This window comes from Salinimonas profundi, from assembly GCF_014750655.1.
Taxonomy (GTDB): domain Bacteria; phylum Pseudomonadota; class Gammaproteobacteria; order Enterobacterales; family Alteromonadaceae; genus Alteromonas; species Alteromonas profundi_A.
The window spans coordinates 98,948-115,878 of record NZ_JABBXD010000004.1 but is presented as its reverse complement, the minus strand read 5'-3'; the positions used below and the strand labels follow the sequence as shown (position 1 = coordinate 115,878).

Below are 16,931 nucleotides of genomic sequence, written 5' to 3'. Positions count from 1 at the left end.
GGTCACTCCACTTTGTTGTTAATAAACCGATATCCCTTACCAGCGATAGTTTCAATATATTCGGGGGCATTGGGTTCATCGTTAAGTTTTTTTCGCAGCTGACTGAGTAAAATTCGCAGATAGTGATTATCCTGCTTATGATAGTTTCCCCAGATTTCGCGCAGTAACTGTTGTTGACTAAACAACTGGCCCGGCTTGCGGGTCAGCACCTCAAGCATGCTGAACTCTTTATTTGTCAGCGTCACAGGCAATCCGTCAATCCACACCTGGTTATTAGCAGGCGCGATTTTTAGTCTGCCAAGAGACCTGATGTGCGGGTTGGCAGGTGTTACGTGATGAGCGTCCCGTAACAGCACGTTAATCCGGGCAATCAGTTCACCAATGCCGAAAGGTTTACTTACATAGTCATTGGCCCCTGCATTTAATAATTCTATCTTACTGGCCTGGGCATCACGTGCGGATAACACCAGTACCGGCACGCCACTATCCTGGCGTACCCGTGACAATACCGATATTCCTTCCTGGTCTGGTAAGCCAAGATCAAGAATGATTAAGTTCGGTTGTGTGTCCAATATACTGACAATTGCCTGCCGTGCGGTTTCGGCCCCAGTGCATACAAAGCCTTCTGCCTGAAGCGCGATGGTGAGCATTCGCCTTAAATGAAATTCGTCTTCTACTACCAAAATGTGTTTTGTCATACCGTATCTTTCAAGCTTGCGGGCAATGTGATGGTGACTACACAACCCGGGTTCGCCGATGCCATGGTGATTGCACCCTGATGCGCCTCTATAATTGCTTTGGCTACTGTCAGGCCAAGGCCCAGGCCACCTTCGCCACTGTCTTTATTACGAGAAGTGACAAAAGGCATAAACCATTGCTGCACCTCAGTTTTCGAGGCATTTTTACCACCGTCCCGCACGATAATTTTTACGTGACCATTTTCACCGGCTACCACTATTTCAACAGTCTTATTGTCAGGGCTGTAGCGAAGGGCATTATCAATAATGTTATACAGTGCCTGCTCCAGCACCGGTGCAAAACACAATACAGTCAGTTCATTTTGTAATGTGTTGGAGACGTTCAGGCGACCGGTCCGGAACTGACTGGTGACTGTGTTGATGAGCGTATTAATACATACCTTATCTTGTTGTTCTTGTTGTTCTTGTTGTTCTTGTTTTCCATCATGGTATGAACGGCTGGCTTGCAGCAAGTTTTCGATATAATGGTGTAGTCGCTTGCTCTCGCTCAGCGCACCCTCAACGAGTTCAGTGTGTTCAGATGCCGGGAGCTGTCTGCCAAAGTGTTTAAGCGTATCCAGTGAGCCGATAATGGTGGAAAGCGGCGTACGCAAGTCATGAGACACAGACATAAGCAGGCTATTTTGACGTTGCGCACGGCGTAACGCACTTTGCTGATTGCGGTAAACCTGAGCCAACTGTGAGGCAAGTAGTGAGGTAATGATAAAAATCGCCAGGTTGCCGATATCCTCGGCCTGATTCATCACAAGAGAGTAGTGTGGCTCGGTGAACAAAAAGTTGAATGAAAGAGCGCCTAACAATGCCGCAAATAGTCCACAAATCCGATCGTACATTAACGCAACGATGATTAACGCAAGTTGCAAAACCAGCAGAAAACCACTCAACGGCGCTGACACCAGGGATAACAGAGAGCAACTTGCGGTTGCGCCCGCCATAATGGCAAAGGTGATCAGAATGCGATTAAAAAATGACGATGTTTCAGTAGTTAACACGGAACGGAACGATATTCATCTTAAACCTGACAACACTTTAACAATCTATCTGCCAGAAGTAGCGTAAAAAAACCGTAAAAGACTTATCGCATCACAGAGCGGGTTTATGCATAAACATTTCCTCCTTATCATATTGTTACTTTTTTTGGTCAGCGGTTGCTCCAGCGGCGACTGGCGTACGGCAAGTCGTGAACCGGCGGGCATTGCACCGGCACCGTCACAGACCCCCCAGGCGGTTATTGAAGTGTACGCGGCTGATGCGTTTAGCTGGAAAGGCTGGTTTGCAGTGCATACCTGGATTGCCACAAAGGCACCGGATGCTCAGGAGTACACGGTATATGAAGTGGTGGGCTGGCGCACCGATCGCGGATTGCCAGCGCTTAAGTCCTATCGGACTACGACGCCTGATCGGTTCTGGTATGGTGCAAAACCAGAAAAAATACTGTCATTAAGCGGTGATAAAGCAGCATCGCTGATTCCTGACATTGAGCAGGCGGTGAATGCCTATCCCTGGGCTGATGAATATCAGGTGTTCCCGGGCCCTAACAGTAATACGTTTCCGGCATGGGTGGCGCGTCAGGTGCCTGAGCTGGGGCTTGAAATGCCGTTTCGGGCCATCGGCAGTGGCTATGCAGACAATTAAAAAGGGAGTAATTACTCCCTTTTTTGTTACCGGATAAATTTACTTCAGTGACGTAATGGTCATGTGAGGTGAGCGGTAAACAATATCATCGTTTAACTCAATGCCTAGTCCGGGTGTATCCGGTGCGCTGATGTATCCGTTCTCTGGCTGGAAATCCTGTATACACAATTCCCGGTTCCAGTGCTTGGTAGCATAGGTGTGATGCTCGTGAATCAAAAAATTCGGAATGGCGGTTTCCAGATGCAGGGCGGCGGCGGTGGCTACCGGCCCGCCACACACGTGGGCCTGAATGCGAACATCGTAAATATCGGCATAGTCACAGACTTTCTTGGTTTCGGTGAAGCCACCACACAAACCAACATCGGGCTGCAGTACATCCAGTGACTGGTCTTCCAGATAAGGGCGGATATCCCAGCGATTGTATAGACGCTCACCACCGGCAATAGGCACATTCACGCGGCGCGCTACCTTGTCATGCAGTTTGGCATTCAGATAATTGACGGGCTCTTCATAGTACAAACAGCCGATGTCTTCAACGATATCAGCAAGTTGAATGGCGGTTGATGCACCCAGCAAGCTATGACATTCAAATATGATGTCGCCTTCATCACCCATAGCATCACGAATGGCCTGTAGTCTGGCACGAAACAGCTTCATTTCCGCTTTTGTGAACAACTTAGTACGATCAAAATGGGTAACGCCGTCTTTGTCATAAACAATCGGGTCAACTTTGATGGCATCGTAACCCTCGGCCATCGCTTTTTCTGCCGCGCGACCATAGTCTTCGGGGGCATTCAGTTTGGTGATTTCTTTATCCCAGTCGAACTGAAGCTGACTGGCATAACAGCGAAGCTTATCAATTGTACGTCCGCCTAATAAGGCATAAACGGGCACATTCAGTGCACGGGCACGGATATCCCAAAGTGCAGTGTCTATCGCGCTCATGGCTGCATAGATAACCGGACCGCCACCCAGACCCCAGAAGCTCTCACGCAACATACGGCTCCACAGGTGCTCGGTATTAAACGGATCCCAACCAATTAACATGGCTTCAGCAATCTCTTTAATCATATGCGCAGCAGCACTATGCCCCAGGTCATAGGCAAGGCCGGCCTCACCCACACCGGTAATGCCCTCGTCAGTATAAATTCTGACAAACACAGGATTCCATGGCGGGCGGTCGGGGCATTCAATATCAAAAATTTCTACTTTGGTAACTTTCATTTTTTTATCCTGTTTTACTGGGCGTTAGTCACAAAAACCGGGATCCATCTTCCACACTTTTCTTAGCATTGCCGGCCAGGCTTTTTGTCCACCGGTCTGACCCGAGTGTACCTTACTGGCCTGTTCATAAATGCCATCAACAATGCATTGCGGAACAGGAATGACCTCGCGGCCTGAATTCATCAGCTCTACCTGGATTTCACAGGCGCGCTGTAAATCATAAAAACGCATAAACGCGTCGCCTACTGTGGTCCCCAGTGTCAGGCCACCATGATTGGGCAGTAGCATGTGGTTCGTATCGGCCAGATTCTGTTGTAATCGCTCGCGTTCATCATCATTCACCGCCAGTCCCTCGTAATCGTGATAACTCAGTGAGGGCAGGGAGAACAATGAATACTGGCTCCATGGCTGCAGACCACCTTTAACCGATGCCACTGTAATTGTTGCCTTCGTGTGCAGGTGTACAATGCATTTGGCGTCGCTGCGTGCCTCGTGAATAGCGCTGTGAATGGTAAATCCCGCCGGATTAATCGCGTAAGGGGTATCGTCATGAATATTGCCCTGCAGATCAACTTTCACCAGATTTGAGGCCGTCACCTCATCAAAGGTCAGGCCAAACCCGTTCACCAGATAAAACTCTGTGTCAGGGACTTTGGCAGAGATGTGGGTGTAAATTAAATCGCCCCATCCCATGTCTGCGACCAGGCGATAACAGGCCGCCAGATCTACCCGGGTTTTCCACTCGGCATCACTCACTTTGCCTTTCAGGCTAAAAGAAGTTAACTCAAACACTTCCGGAACTCTCTATGATGATCGATAAGGGGTATAACGCTACCAGAGGGCAGAGGCGTTAACAATTAGCAATGACGGGATGGGATAAAGTACAGCGGATAAATGATGTAACAAGCAACACAGTTGTGTTGCGCGGCACAGGGCCGCGCAATCGATATACTTACTTCGCCTGAGCTTCAGTTGTAATACGTAACATCACCTCATCAGAGACGTTCGGAACATATTTGTCCAAACCGAAATCTGAACGCATGATCGTTGTCGTGGCGTCAAAACCGATGGCCTGCTTCTTGGTCATTGGGTGCTCGCCCTGTTTATTCAGGGTCACATCAAATGTCACCGGCTTGGTGGTGCCTTTAATAGTCAGGTCACCGTGCACTTTGTACTCGTCGCTGCCGGTCTCTTCCACGCGGTTACTTTTAAATGTCGCTTCGGGATACTCATCAACATTGAAATATTCTTTATTCATGAATTCGTTGGTGAGCTTTTTCACATAGGTATCAACGGTGTCTACCGGAATCGTGACATTGATACTTGATGCACTGGTATCTTCGTCGTCAAAGGTAATCGTGCCTGACGCATCATCAAACGTTGCTGTTGGGTTTGAAAAACCAAAGTGGCTCCACGTAGCGATAACGCTGGTATGGTCAGGATCGATATTATAGGTTGTTGACTCAGCAAAAGCGGCTGGTGTCATCAGCACGGCAGACATTGCTGCTGCCAGAAGCGGTTTATTTATTTGTTTCATCCAGTATTTCCTTTTGGTTAACCTGTGGGTCATCACACATTGATAACCAGACAATACCGTTTCGGTTCAGTAGGGAAATCTCAAGTTTTGGGATAAAACGTTTCAATAAGACGAACTTATGCTTTTGGGGTTAGCCGCCATACATTCACCTTCGCCTCACACTGGCCTTTCAGACCGCCTTTTACCTCAGAGTCCTGAACCTGATCGAGCTGGTAAAAGGGAGCATACAGCACCTCAATTTCGGCCGCAGGAACACTAAATGGAGGGCCGTCCATTTGATTTTGATCATAGGTAAAGGTGATGACAAGCTGAGGGACAGTATCAGTGATCGTTCGCAATAGTTCGGCATATCCGGTTCGCATGGCGTACGGGAGCGCTACCAGGGCTGCACGGTCATATATTCCATCAATGCGACCAATACTGTTTCCTGTTAGCTGAAAAATATCACCGGTAAAAACCTGAATGCCGGGTGCCGTATAGATTTTGCCGGTGGCAGTATCTTCAACTGCCGGTTGCTTCTTTAGCTCCTCAAAAAGTTGTTTTACCGCAAGCTCGCTAAGCTCCGCGCCTACGACTTTAAAGCCTTCATTTAACAGCCAGTGAATATCCCGGGTTTTGCCACACAGTGGAACAAATACCCGACTGCCTGATGGTAAACCAAGCCCGCCAAAATGTCGGGTCAGGCCTGGGTTGTAATCTTTTTCGTGAAAGCCAATCTCATTGGTTTCCCACTTATTGTGCCAGAATGTCGCTTCCATCTTGCGCTCCTTATCGGTTTGGAACGAGGATAGCGCGAATTTGCCGGCGGCTGAAGATCGCAGAAAAAATAGCAGATGATTGAGGTAAAGTAACGGAATGTCAGCGTTACACGCTGTGTTGGAGAGGCAGGTACAGCAAGGCCCCTGCATGTATGTGATTAAACGACTTACTCGGTGCGTGGTAACATTTCCTGCAACAGTACCGTGCTCATGATTGTGCGGTACTCAGCACGATCGCCACTTTCGTTTTCCATTTTTTCCATGCTCTTTTTGGCCCATTCCATATATTCGCCGCGTCGCTTATCATTTTCATCTTCTGACGCCCAGTCTTTAAACTGGCGAACGATATAGATATCCGGCTCATCAGCACGTGCATGTACGTTATACAGTACGGAATAACTTTCCAGCCAGCCTTTGGAAACCGCAAACTCCATACTCTTACGCCACTCACTTGCTAACCATTTACTATATTTAAGGCCCGCACCATCTTCAGTCTTGATGCCCGTTACCTCCCAGTAGTTTCCGCCTTTAAAGGGGGGCTGATGGTCATCAGCATAAGTATTTTGAATAGTTAAAAAACTAAATACACAAAATAAGACACCTCCAATTATATGTTTTTTCATCGTTGTATCCTCATTTCAGACCTGCAAAATGACAGGCTGAACTACAAAAATAGTTAGATATATTAGAAATGTCTAATTTTGGCTGGTCTGACTGACCGTCAACGCGATAAATGCTGCTAATGTTCGCGTCAGTATGATGAAAAAGGGCGAGGAAGTTTTGCAGTAAGGACTCAGGCTTTCAGCAGCATCGGAATGATAATGCACAAACCAAGCAGCACGAAGGACCAGCAGACCAGCGCCCCCAGTAAAGATGTGCCGGCGCCTTTCACTGAAGGCAAGGTTTTGGGTATGGCCTCGGGGCGCACCGCCGCAATCAGTAAGGCAATAACAACCGTGACTGTAAAGCCGATGACGTTCCACCAGAACCAGAATAAAGGGATATCAAGAAGCCACAGCAGGATATTGCCAATCACGCCGGCAGATAGCCCGACATTGACCGCAAAGGCAGACGTACGGCGAGTATGAATACCCAGCAGAAATGTAGCCAAAACCGGACCGTAGAAAACCGAGCCAATTTTATTAATTGCTTCTATGACGGTGGGCGCGATATCGCCAGCATATAGCGACAGGACCAGGGTAATAATACCCCAGCCAATGCCCGCCAAACGTGCCTGACGAACATATTCCTGGCTCTGGGGACGCCTGCCCCTTAACCGATAAATATCTTCCACCGACACGGCAGCCAGGCTGTTTATGGCTGAACTTAACGACGACATAGCCGCCGCCATGATGGCCACCACCAGAAAGCCGACTAATCCGCTGGGCAAATACTCCACAATGAAGATCGGCATCATCCAGTCTGGCTTTCCATCAGGCACCTGATTCATCAATTCCGCGTTATTTAAAAACAACACTCCAATGACCAGGCCGGTGAAGCAATAAAGCAGGGTGATGGGAAAACGAAGCAGCGCAACGGCAACCAGCATCTTTCTTAAATCACTGAGGCTACGGGTTGATAGTGCGCGCTGGGCTTCTGACTGATCACAGCCATAATATGAGGCATAAAGAATGACACCGCCAAACAACATGGGCAGTAGGCCGAAATCTGAGCCCGACATGCCGGCAGATTCTGTGTTAATTGCCTGCAGCCGCTGCGGCTCGACCAGTGAAAGCACATTACTGACCCCGCCCGCTGCCTGTAAGCCGACGAAAAGGCAAATGGCAGCACCACTAACAATCAGTATCATCTGTAAGGCATCGCCGTAAACAACCGCACGCATGCCACCCATTGCCGAATAGATTAACGTGATCACGCCGATTAGCACGATGGCGTGATACTGATTCAGGCCAATAGTACCCTGCAAGATTAATGATATCGCGTAGATCATGATGGCGGTGGCAAATGAGCGGCTAAGCTGAAAAACAAAGCTTATTAGCAAGCGGGTGGAGCGGGTAAAGCGTCGCTCCAGATAGTCATACACACTGACTACGCCCGCTTTATGTAAAGACGGCAATAATCGCCAGAGCATGATCGCGACGGCAGCGGGTAAGGCTAGTTCGTAAGATAACCAGATAAGTCCGCCACCTTCTCTTATGCCCACGAACGCCGGCGCAGAAATAAAGCTGATAGCAGAAAGCTGTGTAGCCATGACAGAAAGCGTAATCGCTGGCCAGGATAATGCGCGTCCTGCCAGAAAATAATCACTTCCCCCACCGTGTCTGCGATAAAGTGCGCCAAGTAGTAACAGACCAACCAGATAGGTGGCAATGATTGTGTAATCAAGGGTTGTCATTACTGACTGTCCGTCACCGGCCGTTACCCCACAGCAGATTATCGGGGCGCTTCATAATGCCATTTTCAATAATAAAGCCGTCCGGGCGATCTTCTGCTACCAATACCGGGCCATCCAGGTCGACATAATCAGCGCCGCCAGCCAGCAAATAGGCTGGCGCCATAGCCAGTGAGGAGGCGACCATACAGCCCACCATAATATCCAGGTCGTAGAGCCTGGCTGCTTTCATCAGCGATCGCGCTTCAGTGAGTCCGCCCGTCTTATCCAACTTAATATTGATGGCCTGGTATTTTCCTATCAACTGTTTCAGCGAGGCAGTGGTATGACACGACTCGTCTGCACACAGCGGAACAGGGCACTGATAATCCGCTAAGCCATTATCGTCATCCGCAGGAAGAGGCTGTTCAATCAGCGCAACATTCATTCTGGCTAACTGCGGCGCGACTTCCTTTAAAAGTGCCAGGCTCCAGCCCTCATTAGCATCAATGATAAAACGACTATCCGGGCATACCTCATGAATCGCGGCGACCTTTTCAATGACATCGTCAGGGTCAAGTTTTACTTTAATCAGCTCACTGTTACTCAGTGCCTGCGCGTCCTGTTTCATTTTGCTGGTACTGGCAACGCTGATTGTCTGGGCAGTGACACAGGACTTTATTTCCTGCAATTCAGCCAGTTGCGCGACGGGTTTGTTGTTAATTTTTGACTTCAGATCCCATAAAGCACAATCCAGAGCGTTTCTGGCGGCGCAGGCCGGTAAGGTTGCATTTAGACGGCGATGATCATCAATATGTTTAATTGCGGGTTTGGCACATTTGATTTTATTGAGGGTGCCTTCGATACTTTGCCCATACCGGGCATAGGGCACCGACTCTCCCCAGCCGGTGAACTCACCGTCGGTTACAGTGACTACCACAACATCAGCCTGTGTTTTGGCCCCACGGGAAATAGCAAAAGTTTGCGCAAGGGGAAGGGATTCGTGATGTGCTTCAATGGTTAACTTCATAGGTTCTCCAGCAATGCAGTCACATCATGACGGACCGGATCCACACACGGTAAATTGAATGTTTCACTGGTTTTACGGCACCACTGGGCAGCTTCGCTATCACCTACCGCAGAGGTGTTTACCGCAATCCCCGCCACATACACATCCGGGTTGGTCAGTTTAGCCGCATTGAGGTTGGCCTCAATGGTTGCCTTAAGAGAAGGTTGTGGCACGTGTGGCAGGCCGCGCATGTGGGTGCGATTCAGAGCATGACAAACAATCAGTGCGTCGGGCTGAGATCCGTGTAATAAGCCTAAACTGACTCCGGCGAATGCCGGATGGAATAACGAGCCTTGTCCCTCAATAATATCCCAGTGCGCAGGGTCGTTGTCCGGACTCAGTGACTCGGCCGCGCCTGAGATAAAATCCGCCACCACGCAGTCTATGGGTATGCCCTCACCAGCGACCAGGATGCCGCTTTGTCCGGTTGCCCGAAATGTTGCCTGTCTGCCTTGCGCTGACATCGCCTGCACCAGACTCAGTGAGGTATACATCTTTCCGACTGAACAATCGGTACCTACAGTGAGCAGGCGTTTTCCTGTTCGCTTCTTGCCTGTGCCGGTGGAAAGGCGCAGGGTAGGGTGACGGATATCTATCAGACGCACGCCCGCCTGTTCTGCTTTTTCAACAAGCTCAGGATAATTGGTAAGCTTATCATGCAGGCCACTGACAATATCCATTCCTGACTCAATGGCGTCGATAATATGCGGCAGATACCGCTCATCCAGATGCCCACCACTATTGGCAAATCCTAAAATGAAGCTCTTTGCGCCTCGCTCGGCAGCTTGTGCGATACTTAACGACGGACATCCGGTTGTTACCTCGCAGCCTGATAGCCGGTATTCACCCAAACATTTGTGTGCCCGCCAATCGGCTACGCTACGGGCCATCTTGATACTTAACGGGTCGGTGGCATCGCCAATAAAGAGCAGATAAGGCGCCTGAATCACATCATTTCCTTGATCACGGTTGGTTTGTAATAGACACCCTTAGATACGCACGTCTTTTAAGATGGATTATTCAGGCATGTAAGCGATTTGGATATCGGCTTAGCGTCGATACATCTCAATGTGCGGGATACCATCCTCATCATAGGCCTCACCTTCCCGCTCAAATCCGAAACTTTCATAAAAAGCAGCGAGGTGAAGCTGCGCTGAAATGCGCATGGCGGTGGTGCTGAACGTCGTTTCACTGTAGGTGAGGGCTTCATCAACCAGCTTACGCCCCAGTTGCTGTCCGCGAGCCTGCATTGAAATAAGCACACGACCCATCGCAGGCTCTGCGTATTTAATGCCCGGGGCTAGCAGCCGGGCGTATGCTGTGAGTTGACCGCCCTGCCAGCCCAGTAAATGCCAGGCTTTTTCGTCCAGCTCATCAATATCAGGATAAAGACATGTTTGCTCCAGAATAAAGACATTCTGACGTAGCTGATACATTGCGTGCACATCCGTTGCCCCTAACGCTTCAAGTTTTGCCCACTGCCATTGCATACTCATTGCCCCCTAAATTTTTTCAATCTGTAACCTAGCGATAAACGGTCATAAGGTAAACCACCAGACACAAAAAAGCCCGCAACAGCGGGCTTTCAAAACGTTCTCAATATGCTTATTCGTCCAGGAAACTGCGCAGCTGCTCAGAGCGGCTTGGATGGCGCAATTTACGCAACGCTTTGGCTTCAATCTGACGAATACGCTCGCGCGTTACATCAAACTGCTTACCAACTTCTTCCAGCGTGTGGTCAGTATTCATATCGATACCGAAACGCATCCTCAGTACCTTCGCTTCGCGGGCCGTTAATCCGGCCAGTACTTCCTGCGTCGCCCCTTTCAGGCTTCCACCAGTGGCAGAGTCCAGCGGCTGAATAATGGTACTGTCCTCAATGAAATCACCCAGATGCGAATCTTCGTCATCGCCAATGGGCGTCTCCATAGAAATCGGCTCTTTGGCTATCTTCAGTACCTTACGGATTTTGTCTTCAGGCATAAGCATGCGTTCTGACAATTCTTCCGGGCTTGGCTCACGCCCCATCTCCTGAAGCATCTGACGAGAGATACGATTCAGTTTATTAATGGTTTCAATCATATGAACAGGAATACGAATCGTTCGGGCCTGGTCCGCAATAGAACGGGTGATCGCCTGACGAATCCACCATGTGGCATACGTTGAAAACTTGTAGCCGCGACGGTATTCAAACTTATCCACTGCCTTCATCAGACCGATGTTACCTTCCTGAATCAAATCCAGGAACTGCAAACCACGGTTGGTGTATTTTTTAGCAATTGAAATAACCAGACGCAGGTTGGCCTCGACCATTTCTTTTTTCGCGCGGCGGGCTTTTGCCTCGCCAATCGACATACGGCGATTAATATCTTTAATATCTGCGATGATTAAGCCTGTTTCCTGCTCAACCTGCGTCATTTTAGACACACTACGCTCGATATCTTCTTTATGCTGTGCCAACGCATCGCTGTAAGCATGACCGCCGTTAATCGCTTCGCCTAACCATTCAGTAGAGGTTTCATTACCAGCGAAAGCTTTGATGAAATCCTTCTTCGGCATTTTAGCGTTGATGACGCTGTACTTCATGACCAGACGTTCCTGGATACGTACTTTGTCCATCATATCGCGCATGTTTTTAACCATGCGATCAAACTGCTTAGGCACCAGGCGGAATTCTTTAAAAATTTCGCTTAATGCTTCAATTTCTTTGCGTGAATCCGGGTGTGCACGGCCCTGCGTTTCAATGACGTCGCGCGCCTTGCCATACTGATCACGCAATTCGGCGAACTTTTCACGCGCCTGCTCCGGATCTACACCGCTGTCATCTTCATCAGAATCGTCGTCGTCGTCCTTGTCATCGTCATCTTCATCTTCCAGTTCTTCTTCTGAAAGTTCGGAGCCGATGTGCGTTGCAGTGGGAGCCATATCACGGTCATCATCAGGGTCTACAAAACCAGAAATAATATCGCCAAGGCGTATTTCTTCGGCTTCATACAGATCCCACTGCTCAAGCAGATAGGTAATCGCCTCAGGATACTCTGCGACAGAGCACTGAACCTGATTAATACCATCTTCAATGCGTTTGGCGATTTCAATTTCGCCTTCACGAGTCAGAAGCTCAACCGTACCCATTTCACGCATATACATGCGTACCGGGTCGGTGGTGCGGCCTATTTCACTTTCTACGGTTGCCAGAGCCTGAGCTGCGGCCTCTGCGGCATCTTCGTCGGCGGTTGTTTCCTGCATGAGTAATTCGTCAGAATCCGGAGCGGATTCTGAAACCTGAATACCCATGTCATTGATCATGCGAATGATATCTTCGATTTGATCAGAATCGACTATGTCTTGCGGCAGGTGGTCGTTTACTTCTGCAAAAGTTAAGTAACCTTGCTCTTTACCTTTTGCAATCAGGAGTTTAATCTGAGATTGCTTGCTTTGCGCCATAGAACCTACACTTCTCACAATAATAAATTAAGCAAAAAAGCATGACTAAGCCAACGTCTGAATCCATTGCTCATTCATGCTTGCTGTCGTCTTGTTACCGCACCTGTCAGGGCCTCTGACCCTCTTTTTCGGCTGAAAAATCGTCCTGCATTTACTTACGTAAGCTTGCAGCGAATTGACCAGTATAACAGATTACACGCTGCTTGTACTAGGCTACCGGCATGTTTTTTAACCAAAAATAGTTGGTGCTTTTCCCTGCAACACTGGTCTGATGGCTCAGTGTATTGACTGACGCTCTTTCATCAGCATTGTCAGCTCTTCTTTCTCGGCCCGACTGAGCGGTTGCACCCGGGAGCGAGAAAGTAACGTTTCGATGCGACTATCAAAATGCCAGTCAAGAAGGCGGGCAAAGCTATCGGTGAATACCCGCTCTTCATCCGCGTCGTTTACCAGATGTTCCTGCTGCAGTAACTTTGCGATGGTAGATGAATGGGGATGCTCGCGGAAGTTTTCAAGAAGCTGGGCTGTGGTGGCGTGTTTGTTTTTCACACAATACTGGTGAATGTCAGTCAGTAGCTCTATGCCTGCGATACCACTGCCGGCTAACAGCGATGGCATAACTTCCTCGCAGCGATTTGCCAGCGAAGGTGAGTCAAGCAGCAGGCGCACCAATGTGCGGACCGGGGATAAACGGGTTTTTTGCACGGCGTGGCGGGTACTGCTGCCGCCCGGCCGTGATGATTTCTGATTGGCCTGTGCAATGTCTTGCTGCAATCTGAAACGATCATACTCACCAGTATGTTTGGCAAGCTCTTCGGCAAGCATCGCGCGCTGACTCTCCCCCAGTACCGAATCAATCAGGGGCTGCGCTGCTGCTTTTAAGGCCAGCTTACCTTCCGGGGTGCCCACTTCGTGCTCTTTGAGCAACGTTTCGAAGAAAAAGCGCGACAGCGGTAATGCATCCTCGGTGAGCATTGCCAGCAGGCTATCAGCGCCGACCTTGCGTACCATGGTGTCAGGATCTTCGCCGTCAGGCAGAAACAAAAATGTCAGCTTTACACCATCCTTTAGCGCGGGAAGGGCGTTTTCCAACGCCCGCCAGGCGGCCTGTCGTCCGGCGTTATCGCCATCGTAGCAACACACAATATGATTGGTAGAACGCATCAGTAAATTCAGGTGGTCCGGTGTGGTTGCAGTGCCCAGCGCCGCTGTAGCAATATTAATGTCGAACTGACTGAGCGCAACGACATCCATATAGCCTTCAACGACCATGATCTTATCCAGATGCCGATTATTCTGGCGGACCTGGTAGTATCCGTAGAGCTCCTGGCCCTTATGAAAGATGCGCGTTTCCGGCGAGTTCAGGTATTTCGGCCCGCTGTCGTTTTCCAGCACGCGGCCGCCAAAACCCACAACTCGTCCACGTCTGTCCCGAATCGGAAACATTATCCGGTCACGGAAAAAATCGTATTGTTTGCCACTGTCGTTCTGATTGACCAGTTTAAGGTCGATCAATTGTCGTATACGCTCATTAGTGGTGCCAAACGTGCTTAGTACGCCGTCCCACTCACTGGGGGCATAACCAACTTCCCATTGTTTGACAACATCACCGGATAAGCCACGGCCTTTCAAATAGCTGATGGCTTTTTGACTGTTAGGGTGGCTGCGTAACTGATGCTGAAAATAACGGGCGACCTGTTCCATCAGGGTATGATCATCTTCCAGCTGCTGCTTTTTAGCCTGAGACATCGCCGGCGGCCCGCCTTGCTCTCGGGGCACATCCAACCCATGGAATTTAGCGAGCTCTTCAATTGCCTCAACAAACTCAAGACGATCGAACTCCATCATAAAAGAGATAGCATTGCCGTGTGCACCGCATCCGAAGCAGTGATAAAACTGTTTGTCCTGACTGACAGTAAAGGAAGGCGTTTTTTCGTTATGAAAGGGGCAGCAAGCCTGATAATTCTTGCCAGCTTTTTTTAACTTCACCCGACTATCTACAATATCGACAACGTCGGTTCTGGACAGGAGATCATCAATGAAATCCCGGGGTATTTTTCCGGCCATGAATTCAGATTACAGGAATAAAGGAGTTACTTTAACAAGATAGGAAAAAGGCGCAACAATGATTCGCTGCGCCGAAGTCGTTAGCCGTTAAGGCGGCTTTTAATTTTTCCGCTCAGCGCGCCCATATCAGTGCGACCCTGAACTTTAGGTTTAAGTTGTCCCATCACCTTACCCATGTCCTGCATACCGGTTGCGCCGGTTTCAGTCATGGCTTCATCGATTAACGCATCCAATTCAGCATCGGTAAGAGGCTGGGGCAGGAAGTCTTCAATGACAGCGATTTCAGCACGTTCTGTTGCCGCAAGCTCTTCGCGACCAGCATCGTCATACTGTTGCGCTGCATCCTGACGTTGTTTAACCATTTTGGTCAACACTGCCAAAATGTCTGCATCAGTGAGTGTTATCTGATCATCAATTTCACGCTGACGGATGGCTGCAATTGCCATACGAATTGTGCCCAGGCGAACTTTGTCTTTCGCCCGCATTGCATCTTTTTGTGCTTCTTTTAATTCGTCAATTAATGCCATGAAAGGACCTTTTAAAAAAACCAAGCCTTAGAAACGACAAAGGTGCCTTCAGGCACCTTTGAGAATAAACACTATCTTAGTAGAGTTTTACGCGACGTGCGTTTTCGCGAGCCAGCTTTTTCAGATGACGTTTCTTCGCGGCAGCTTTCTTGCGTTTACGTTCCCAGGTCGGCTTTTCGAAAAATTCACGACGACGAACTTCTGACAGAACGCCTGCTTTTTCACAAGAACGCTTGAAACGACGAAGCGCGACGTCAAACGGCTCGTTTTCTCTAACTTTAACGATAGGCATTAAGTACTCACCTCAAAATTATCACGGTTGAACCGGGCAAAATATGCTCACAAAAAGGGCACCCGGGTTAAAAATGGTGCGAAATTCTAATCATTCGCGGGGCAAATGTAAAGACAGAATTGCTAAAAAATAGCCAGTTTCTGACAAAATGCGTGATCCGCCATTCCCACCTATGATGATAAACGGTAAACTCCGGCCCACATTTTTTACCAAGTCGGATCACCTTATGCGCATTCTGGGAATTGAAACATCCTGTGATGAGACCGGTATTGCTGTCTACGATGACAAGCAGGGCCTATTGTCTCATGAATTGTACAGTCAGGTAAAATTACATGCTGATTACGGAGGCGTGGTCCCTGAACTGGCTTCCCGGGATCATGTGCGCAAAACCCTGCCGCTTATCGAAAAAGCTATGCAGGATGCCAATACCACACCGGCTGAGCTGGACGGTATTGCATTCACGCAGGGGCCAGGACTGGTAGGTGCGCTATTGGTAGGCTCTTCCGTTGGCAGGGCACTGGCTTATGCCTGGAATGTGCCAGCGGTAGGTGTACATCATATGGAAGGGCATTTGTTAGCGCCGATGCTTGAGGATAACGCGCCGACATTTCCGTTTGTCGCACTGTTGGTGTCCGGCGGGCATTCAATGCTGGTCAATGTTGCAGGTATCGGGCGGTATGAAGTATTGGGCGAGTCCATTGATGATGCTGCGGGTGAGGCATTTGATAAGACCGCCAAGCTACTAGGCCTGGACTATCCGGGCGGGCCGCTGCTGGCTAAACTGGCAGAAGAGGGCGAGGCCGGACATTATCAATTTCCACGCCCGATGACCGACCGTCCTGGTCTGGATTTTAGTTTCAGCGGCTTAAAAACTTTCGCAGCAAACACGATACGTGACGCCGCTGATGACAGACAGACCCATGCTAATATTGCCTACGCCTTTGAAGAGGCGGTGGTTGATACGCTGATGATTAAATGTCGGCGGGCATTAAAGCAAACCGGATTGAAGCGTCTGGTCATTGCCGGTGGCGTGAGTGCGAACAAGCGGCTGCGTAATGAAATGGAAGCGATGATGCGTAAGTTGAAGGGCGAGGTTTATTATCCGAATCTGGCATTTTGTACCGATAACGGCGCTATGATTGCCTACGCCGGCATGCAGCGGCTTAAAGCGGGGCAGACTGTATCGCTTGGGGCGACGGCCAATCCACGCTGGCCGCTGGATTCGTTGCCCAGTGTTGGATAGTGAGCGCACGTCAGCGTTGAGTAATGTCATCCCTGTGTCATAACA

17 protein-coding genes are annotated in these 16,931 nt (G+C 49.3%); 2 read left to right on the top strand and 15 right to left on the bottom strand.

Annotated features, from left to right (window positions below; genetic code table 11):
* Positions 1-2: 2 nt before the first annotated feature.
* Together HHX48_RS09415 and HHX48_RS09410 are read right to left on the bottom strand one after the other, a co-directional pair.
* Positions 3-698: a response regulator transcription factor gene (locus tag HHX48_RS09415; RefSeq protein WP_191024478.1), complete on the bottom strand. Its 696-nt coding sequence runs from the start codon at positions 696-698 to the stop codon at positions 3-5.
* The gene (locus HHX48_RS09410; protein ID WP_191024476.1) at positions 695-1,750 is read right to left on the bottom strand and encodes a sensor histidine kinase; all 1,056 of its coding nucleotides are present in this window, start codon (positions 1,748-1,750) and stop codon (positions 695-697) included. Before HHX48_RS09410 ends, HHX48_RS09415 begins: the two co-directional genes overlap by 4 nt.
* Positions 1,751-1,856: 106 nt before the next feature.
* Here HHX48_RS09410 and HHX48_RS09405 point away from each other — a divergent pair, with 106 nt between their 5' ends.
* Complete coding sequence (locus tag HHX48_RS09405; protein ID WP_191024474.1) at positions 1,857-2,393, top strand: DUF3750 domain-containing protein; 537 nt, start codon at positions 1,857-1,859, stop codon at positions 2,391-2,393.
* A 39-nt stretch (positions 2,394-2,432) separates the two neighbouring features.
* Here HHX48_RS09405 and HHX48_RS09400 read toward each other — a convergent pair whose 3' ends face one another.
* The 13 genes from HHX48_RS09400 to rpsU all read right to left on the bottom strand — a co-directional run bounded on the left by HHX48_RS09400 (position 2,433) and on the right by rpsU (position 15,643).
* Positions 2,433-3,617 carry a mandelate racemase/muconate lactonizing enzyme family protein gene (locus HHX48_RS09400; RefSeq protein WP_191024472.1) on the bottom strand — a complete coding sequence of 395 codons (1,185 nt, stop codon included), beginning with the start codon at positions 3,615-3,617 and terminating at the stop codon, positions 2,433-2,435.
* A gap of 24 nt (positions 3,618-3,641) precedes the next feature.
* The gene (locus HHX48_RS09395; RefSeq protein WP_191024470.1) at positions 3,642-4,409 is read right to left on the bottom strand and encodes a class II aldolase/adducin family protein; all 768 of its coding nucleotides are present in this window, start codon (positions 4,407-4,409) and stop codon (positions 3,642-3,644) included.
* A gap of 160 nt (positions 4,410-4,569) precedes the next feature.
* The gene (locus HHX48_RS09390) at positions 4,570-5,154 is read right to left on the bottom strand and encodes a YceI family protein (protein WP_191024468.1); all 585 of its coding nucleotides are present in this window, start codon (positions 5,152-5,154) and stop codon (positions 4,570-4,572) included.
* Between the two features lie 116 nt (positions 5,155-5,270).
* The gene (gene tmpT, locus HHX48_RS09385) at positions 5,271-5,912 is read right to left on the bottom strand and encodes a thiopurine S-methyltransferase (RefSeq protein ID WP_191024466.1); all 642 of its coding nucleotides are present in this window, start codon (positions 5,910-5,912) and stop codon (positions 5,271-5,273) included.
* A gap of 167 nt (positions 5,913-6,079) precedes the next feature.
* Positions 6,080-6,535, bottom strand: coding sequence for a hypothetical protein (locus tag HHX48_RS09380; RefSeq protein ID WP_191024464.1), 456 nt, complete (start codon positions 6,533-6,535; stop codon positions 6,080-6,082).
* A 170-nt stretch (positions 6,536-6,705) separates the two neighbouring features.
* Positions 6,706-8,268, bottom strand: a complete 1,563-nt coding sequence (locus HHX48_RS09375; RefSeq protein ID WP_191024462.1) for a sodium:solute symporter family transporter — start codon at positions 8,266-8,268, stop codon at positions 6,706-6,708.
* A 13-nt stretch (positions 8,269-8,281) separates the two neighbouring features.
* Positions 8,282-9,274, bottom strand: coding sequence for an N-acetyl-D-Glu racemase DgcA (dgcA, locus tag HHX48_RS09370; protein ID WP_191024460.1), 993 nt, complete (start codon positions 9,272-9,274; stop codon positions 8,282-8,284).
* A complete protein-coding gene (dgcN, locus tag HHX48_RS09365) occupies positions 9,271-10,263 on the bottom strand; it encodes an N-acetyltransferase DgcN (RefSeq protein WP_317983497.1) in 993 nt (330 codons plus the stop codon). Before dgcN ends, dgcA begins: the two co-directional genes overlap by 4 nt.
* Before the next feature lie 99 nt (positions 10,264-10,362).
* Entirely contained in the window at positions 10,363-10,809 is a 447-nt protein-coding gene (locus HHX48_RS09360) for a GNAT family N-acetyltransferase (RefSeq protein ID WP_223858227.1), read from the bottom strand.
* 109 nt (positions 10,810-10,918) lie between these two features.
* Positions 10,919-12,757, bottom strand: a complete 1,839-nt coding sequence (gene rpoD / locus HHX48_RS09355; protein ID WP_191024458.1) for an RNA polymerase sigma factor RpoD — start codon at positions 12,755-12,757, stop codon at positions 10,919-10,921.
* 276 nt (positions 12,758-13,033) lie between these two features.
* The gene (gene dnaG, locus HHX48_RS09350) at positions 13,034-14,824 is read right to left on the bottom strand and encodes a DNA primase (protein ID WP_191024456.1); all 1,791 of its coding nucleotides are present in this window, start codon (positions 14,822-14,824) and stop codon (positions 13,034-13,036) included.
* Between the two features lie 80 nt (positions 14,825-14,904).
* On the bottom strand, positions 14,905-15,351 hold the full coding sequence (locus tag HHX48_RS09345) for a GatB/YqeY domain-containing protein (protein ID WP_191024454.1): 447 nt from the start codon (positions 15,349-15,351) through the stop codon (positions 14,905-14,907).
* A 76-nt stretch (positions 15,352-15,427) separates the two neighbouring features.
* A complete protein-coding gene (gene rpsU, locus HHX48_RS09340; RefSeq protein ID WP_012517258.1) occupies positions 15,428-15,643 on the bottom strand; it encodes a 30S ribosomal protein S21 in 216 nt (71 codons plus the stop codon).
* A gap of 226 nt (positions 15,644-15,869) precedes the next feature.
* Here rpsU and tsaD point away from each other — a divergent pair, with 226 nt between their 5' ends.
* Entirely contained in the window at positions 15,870-16,886 is a 1,017-nt protein-coding gene (gene tsaD, locus HHX48_RS09335; protein ID WP_191024452.1) for a tRNA (adenosine(37)-N6)-threonylcarbamoyltransferase complex transferase subunit TsaD, read from the top strand.
* Positions 16,887-16,931 lie beyond the last annotated feature (45 nt).

Bases quoted from the DNA above. Each gene is read 5' to 3' on its own strand.
- HHX48_RS09415 (WP_191024478.1), bottom strand. From the start codon at position 698: ATGACAAAACACATTTTGGTAGTAGAAGACGAATTTCATTTAAGGCGA.
- HHX48_RS09405 (WP_191024474.1), top strand. From the start codon at position 1,857: ATGCATAAACATTTCCTCCTTATCATATTGTTACTTTTTTTGGTCAGC.
- HHX48_RS09400 (WP_191024472.1), bottom strand. From the start codon at position 3,617: ATGAAAGTTACCAAAGTAGAAATTTTTGATATTGAATGCCCCGACCGC.
- HHX48_RS09390 (WP_191024468.1), bottom strand. From the start codon at position 5,154: ATGAAACAAATAAATAAACCGCTTCTGGCAGCAGCAATGTCTGCCGTG.
- tmpT (WP_191024466.1), bottom strand. From the start codon at position 5,912: ATGGAAGCGACATTCTGGCACAATAAGTGGGAAACCAATGAGATTGGC.
- HHX48_RS09380 (WP_191024464.1), bottom strand. From the start codon at position 6,535: ATGAAAAAACATATAATTGGAGGTGTCTTATTTTGTGTATTTAGTTTT.
- HHX48_RS09375 (WP_191024462.1), bottom strand. From the start codon at position 8,268: ATGACAACCCTTGATTACACAATCATTGCCACCTATCTGGTTGGTCTG.
- dgcA (WP_191024460.1), bottom strand. From the start codon at position 9,274: ATGAAGTTAACCATTGAAGCACATCACGAATCCCTTCCCCTTGCGCAA.
- HHX48_RS09360 (WP_223858227.1), bottom strand. From the start codon at position 10,809: ATGAGTATGCAATGGCAGTGGGCAAAACTTGAAGCGTTAGGGGCAACG.
- rpoD (WP_191024458.1), bottom strand. From the start codon at position 12,757: ATGGCGCAAAGCAAGCAATCTCAGATTAAACTCCTGATTGCAAAAGGT.
- dnaG (WP_191024456.1), bottom strand. From the start codon at position 14,824: ATGGCCGGAAAAATACCCCGGGATTTCATTGATGATCTCCTGTCCAGA.
- HHX48_RS09345 (WP_191024454.1), bottom strand. From the start codon at position 15,351: ATGGCATTAATTGACGAATTAAAAGAAGCACAAAAAGATGCAATGCGG.
- rpsU (WP_012517258.1), bottom strand. From the start codon at position 15,643: ATGCCTATCGTTAAAGTTAGAGAAAACGAGCCGTTTGACGTCGCGCTT.
- tsaD (WP_191024452.1), top strand. From the start codon at position 15,870: ATGCGCATTCTGGGAATTGAAACATCCTGTGATGAGACCGGTATTGCT.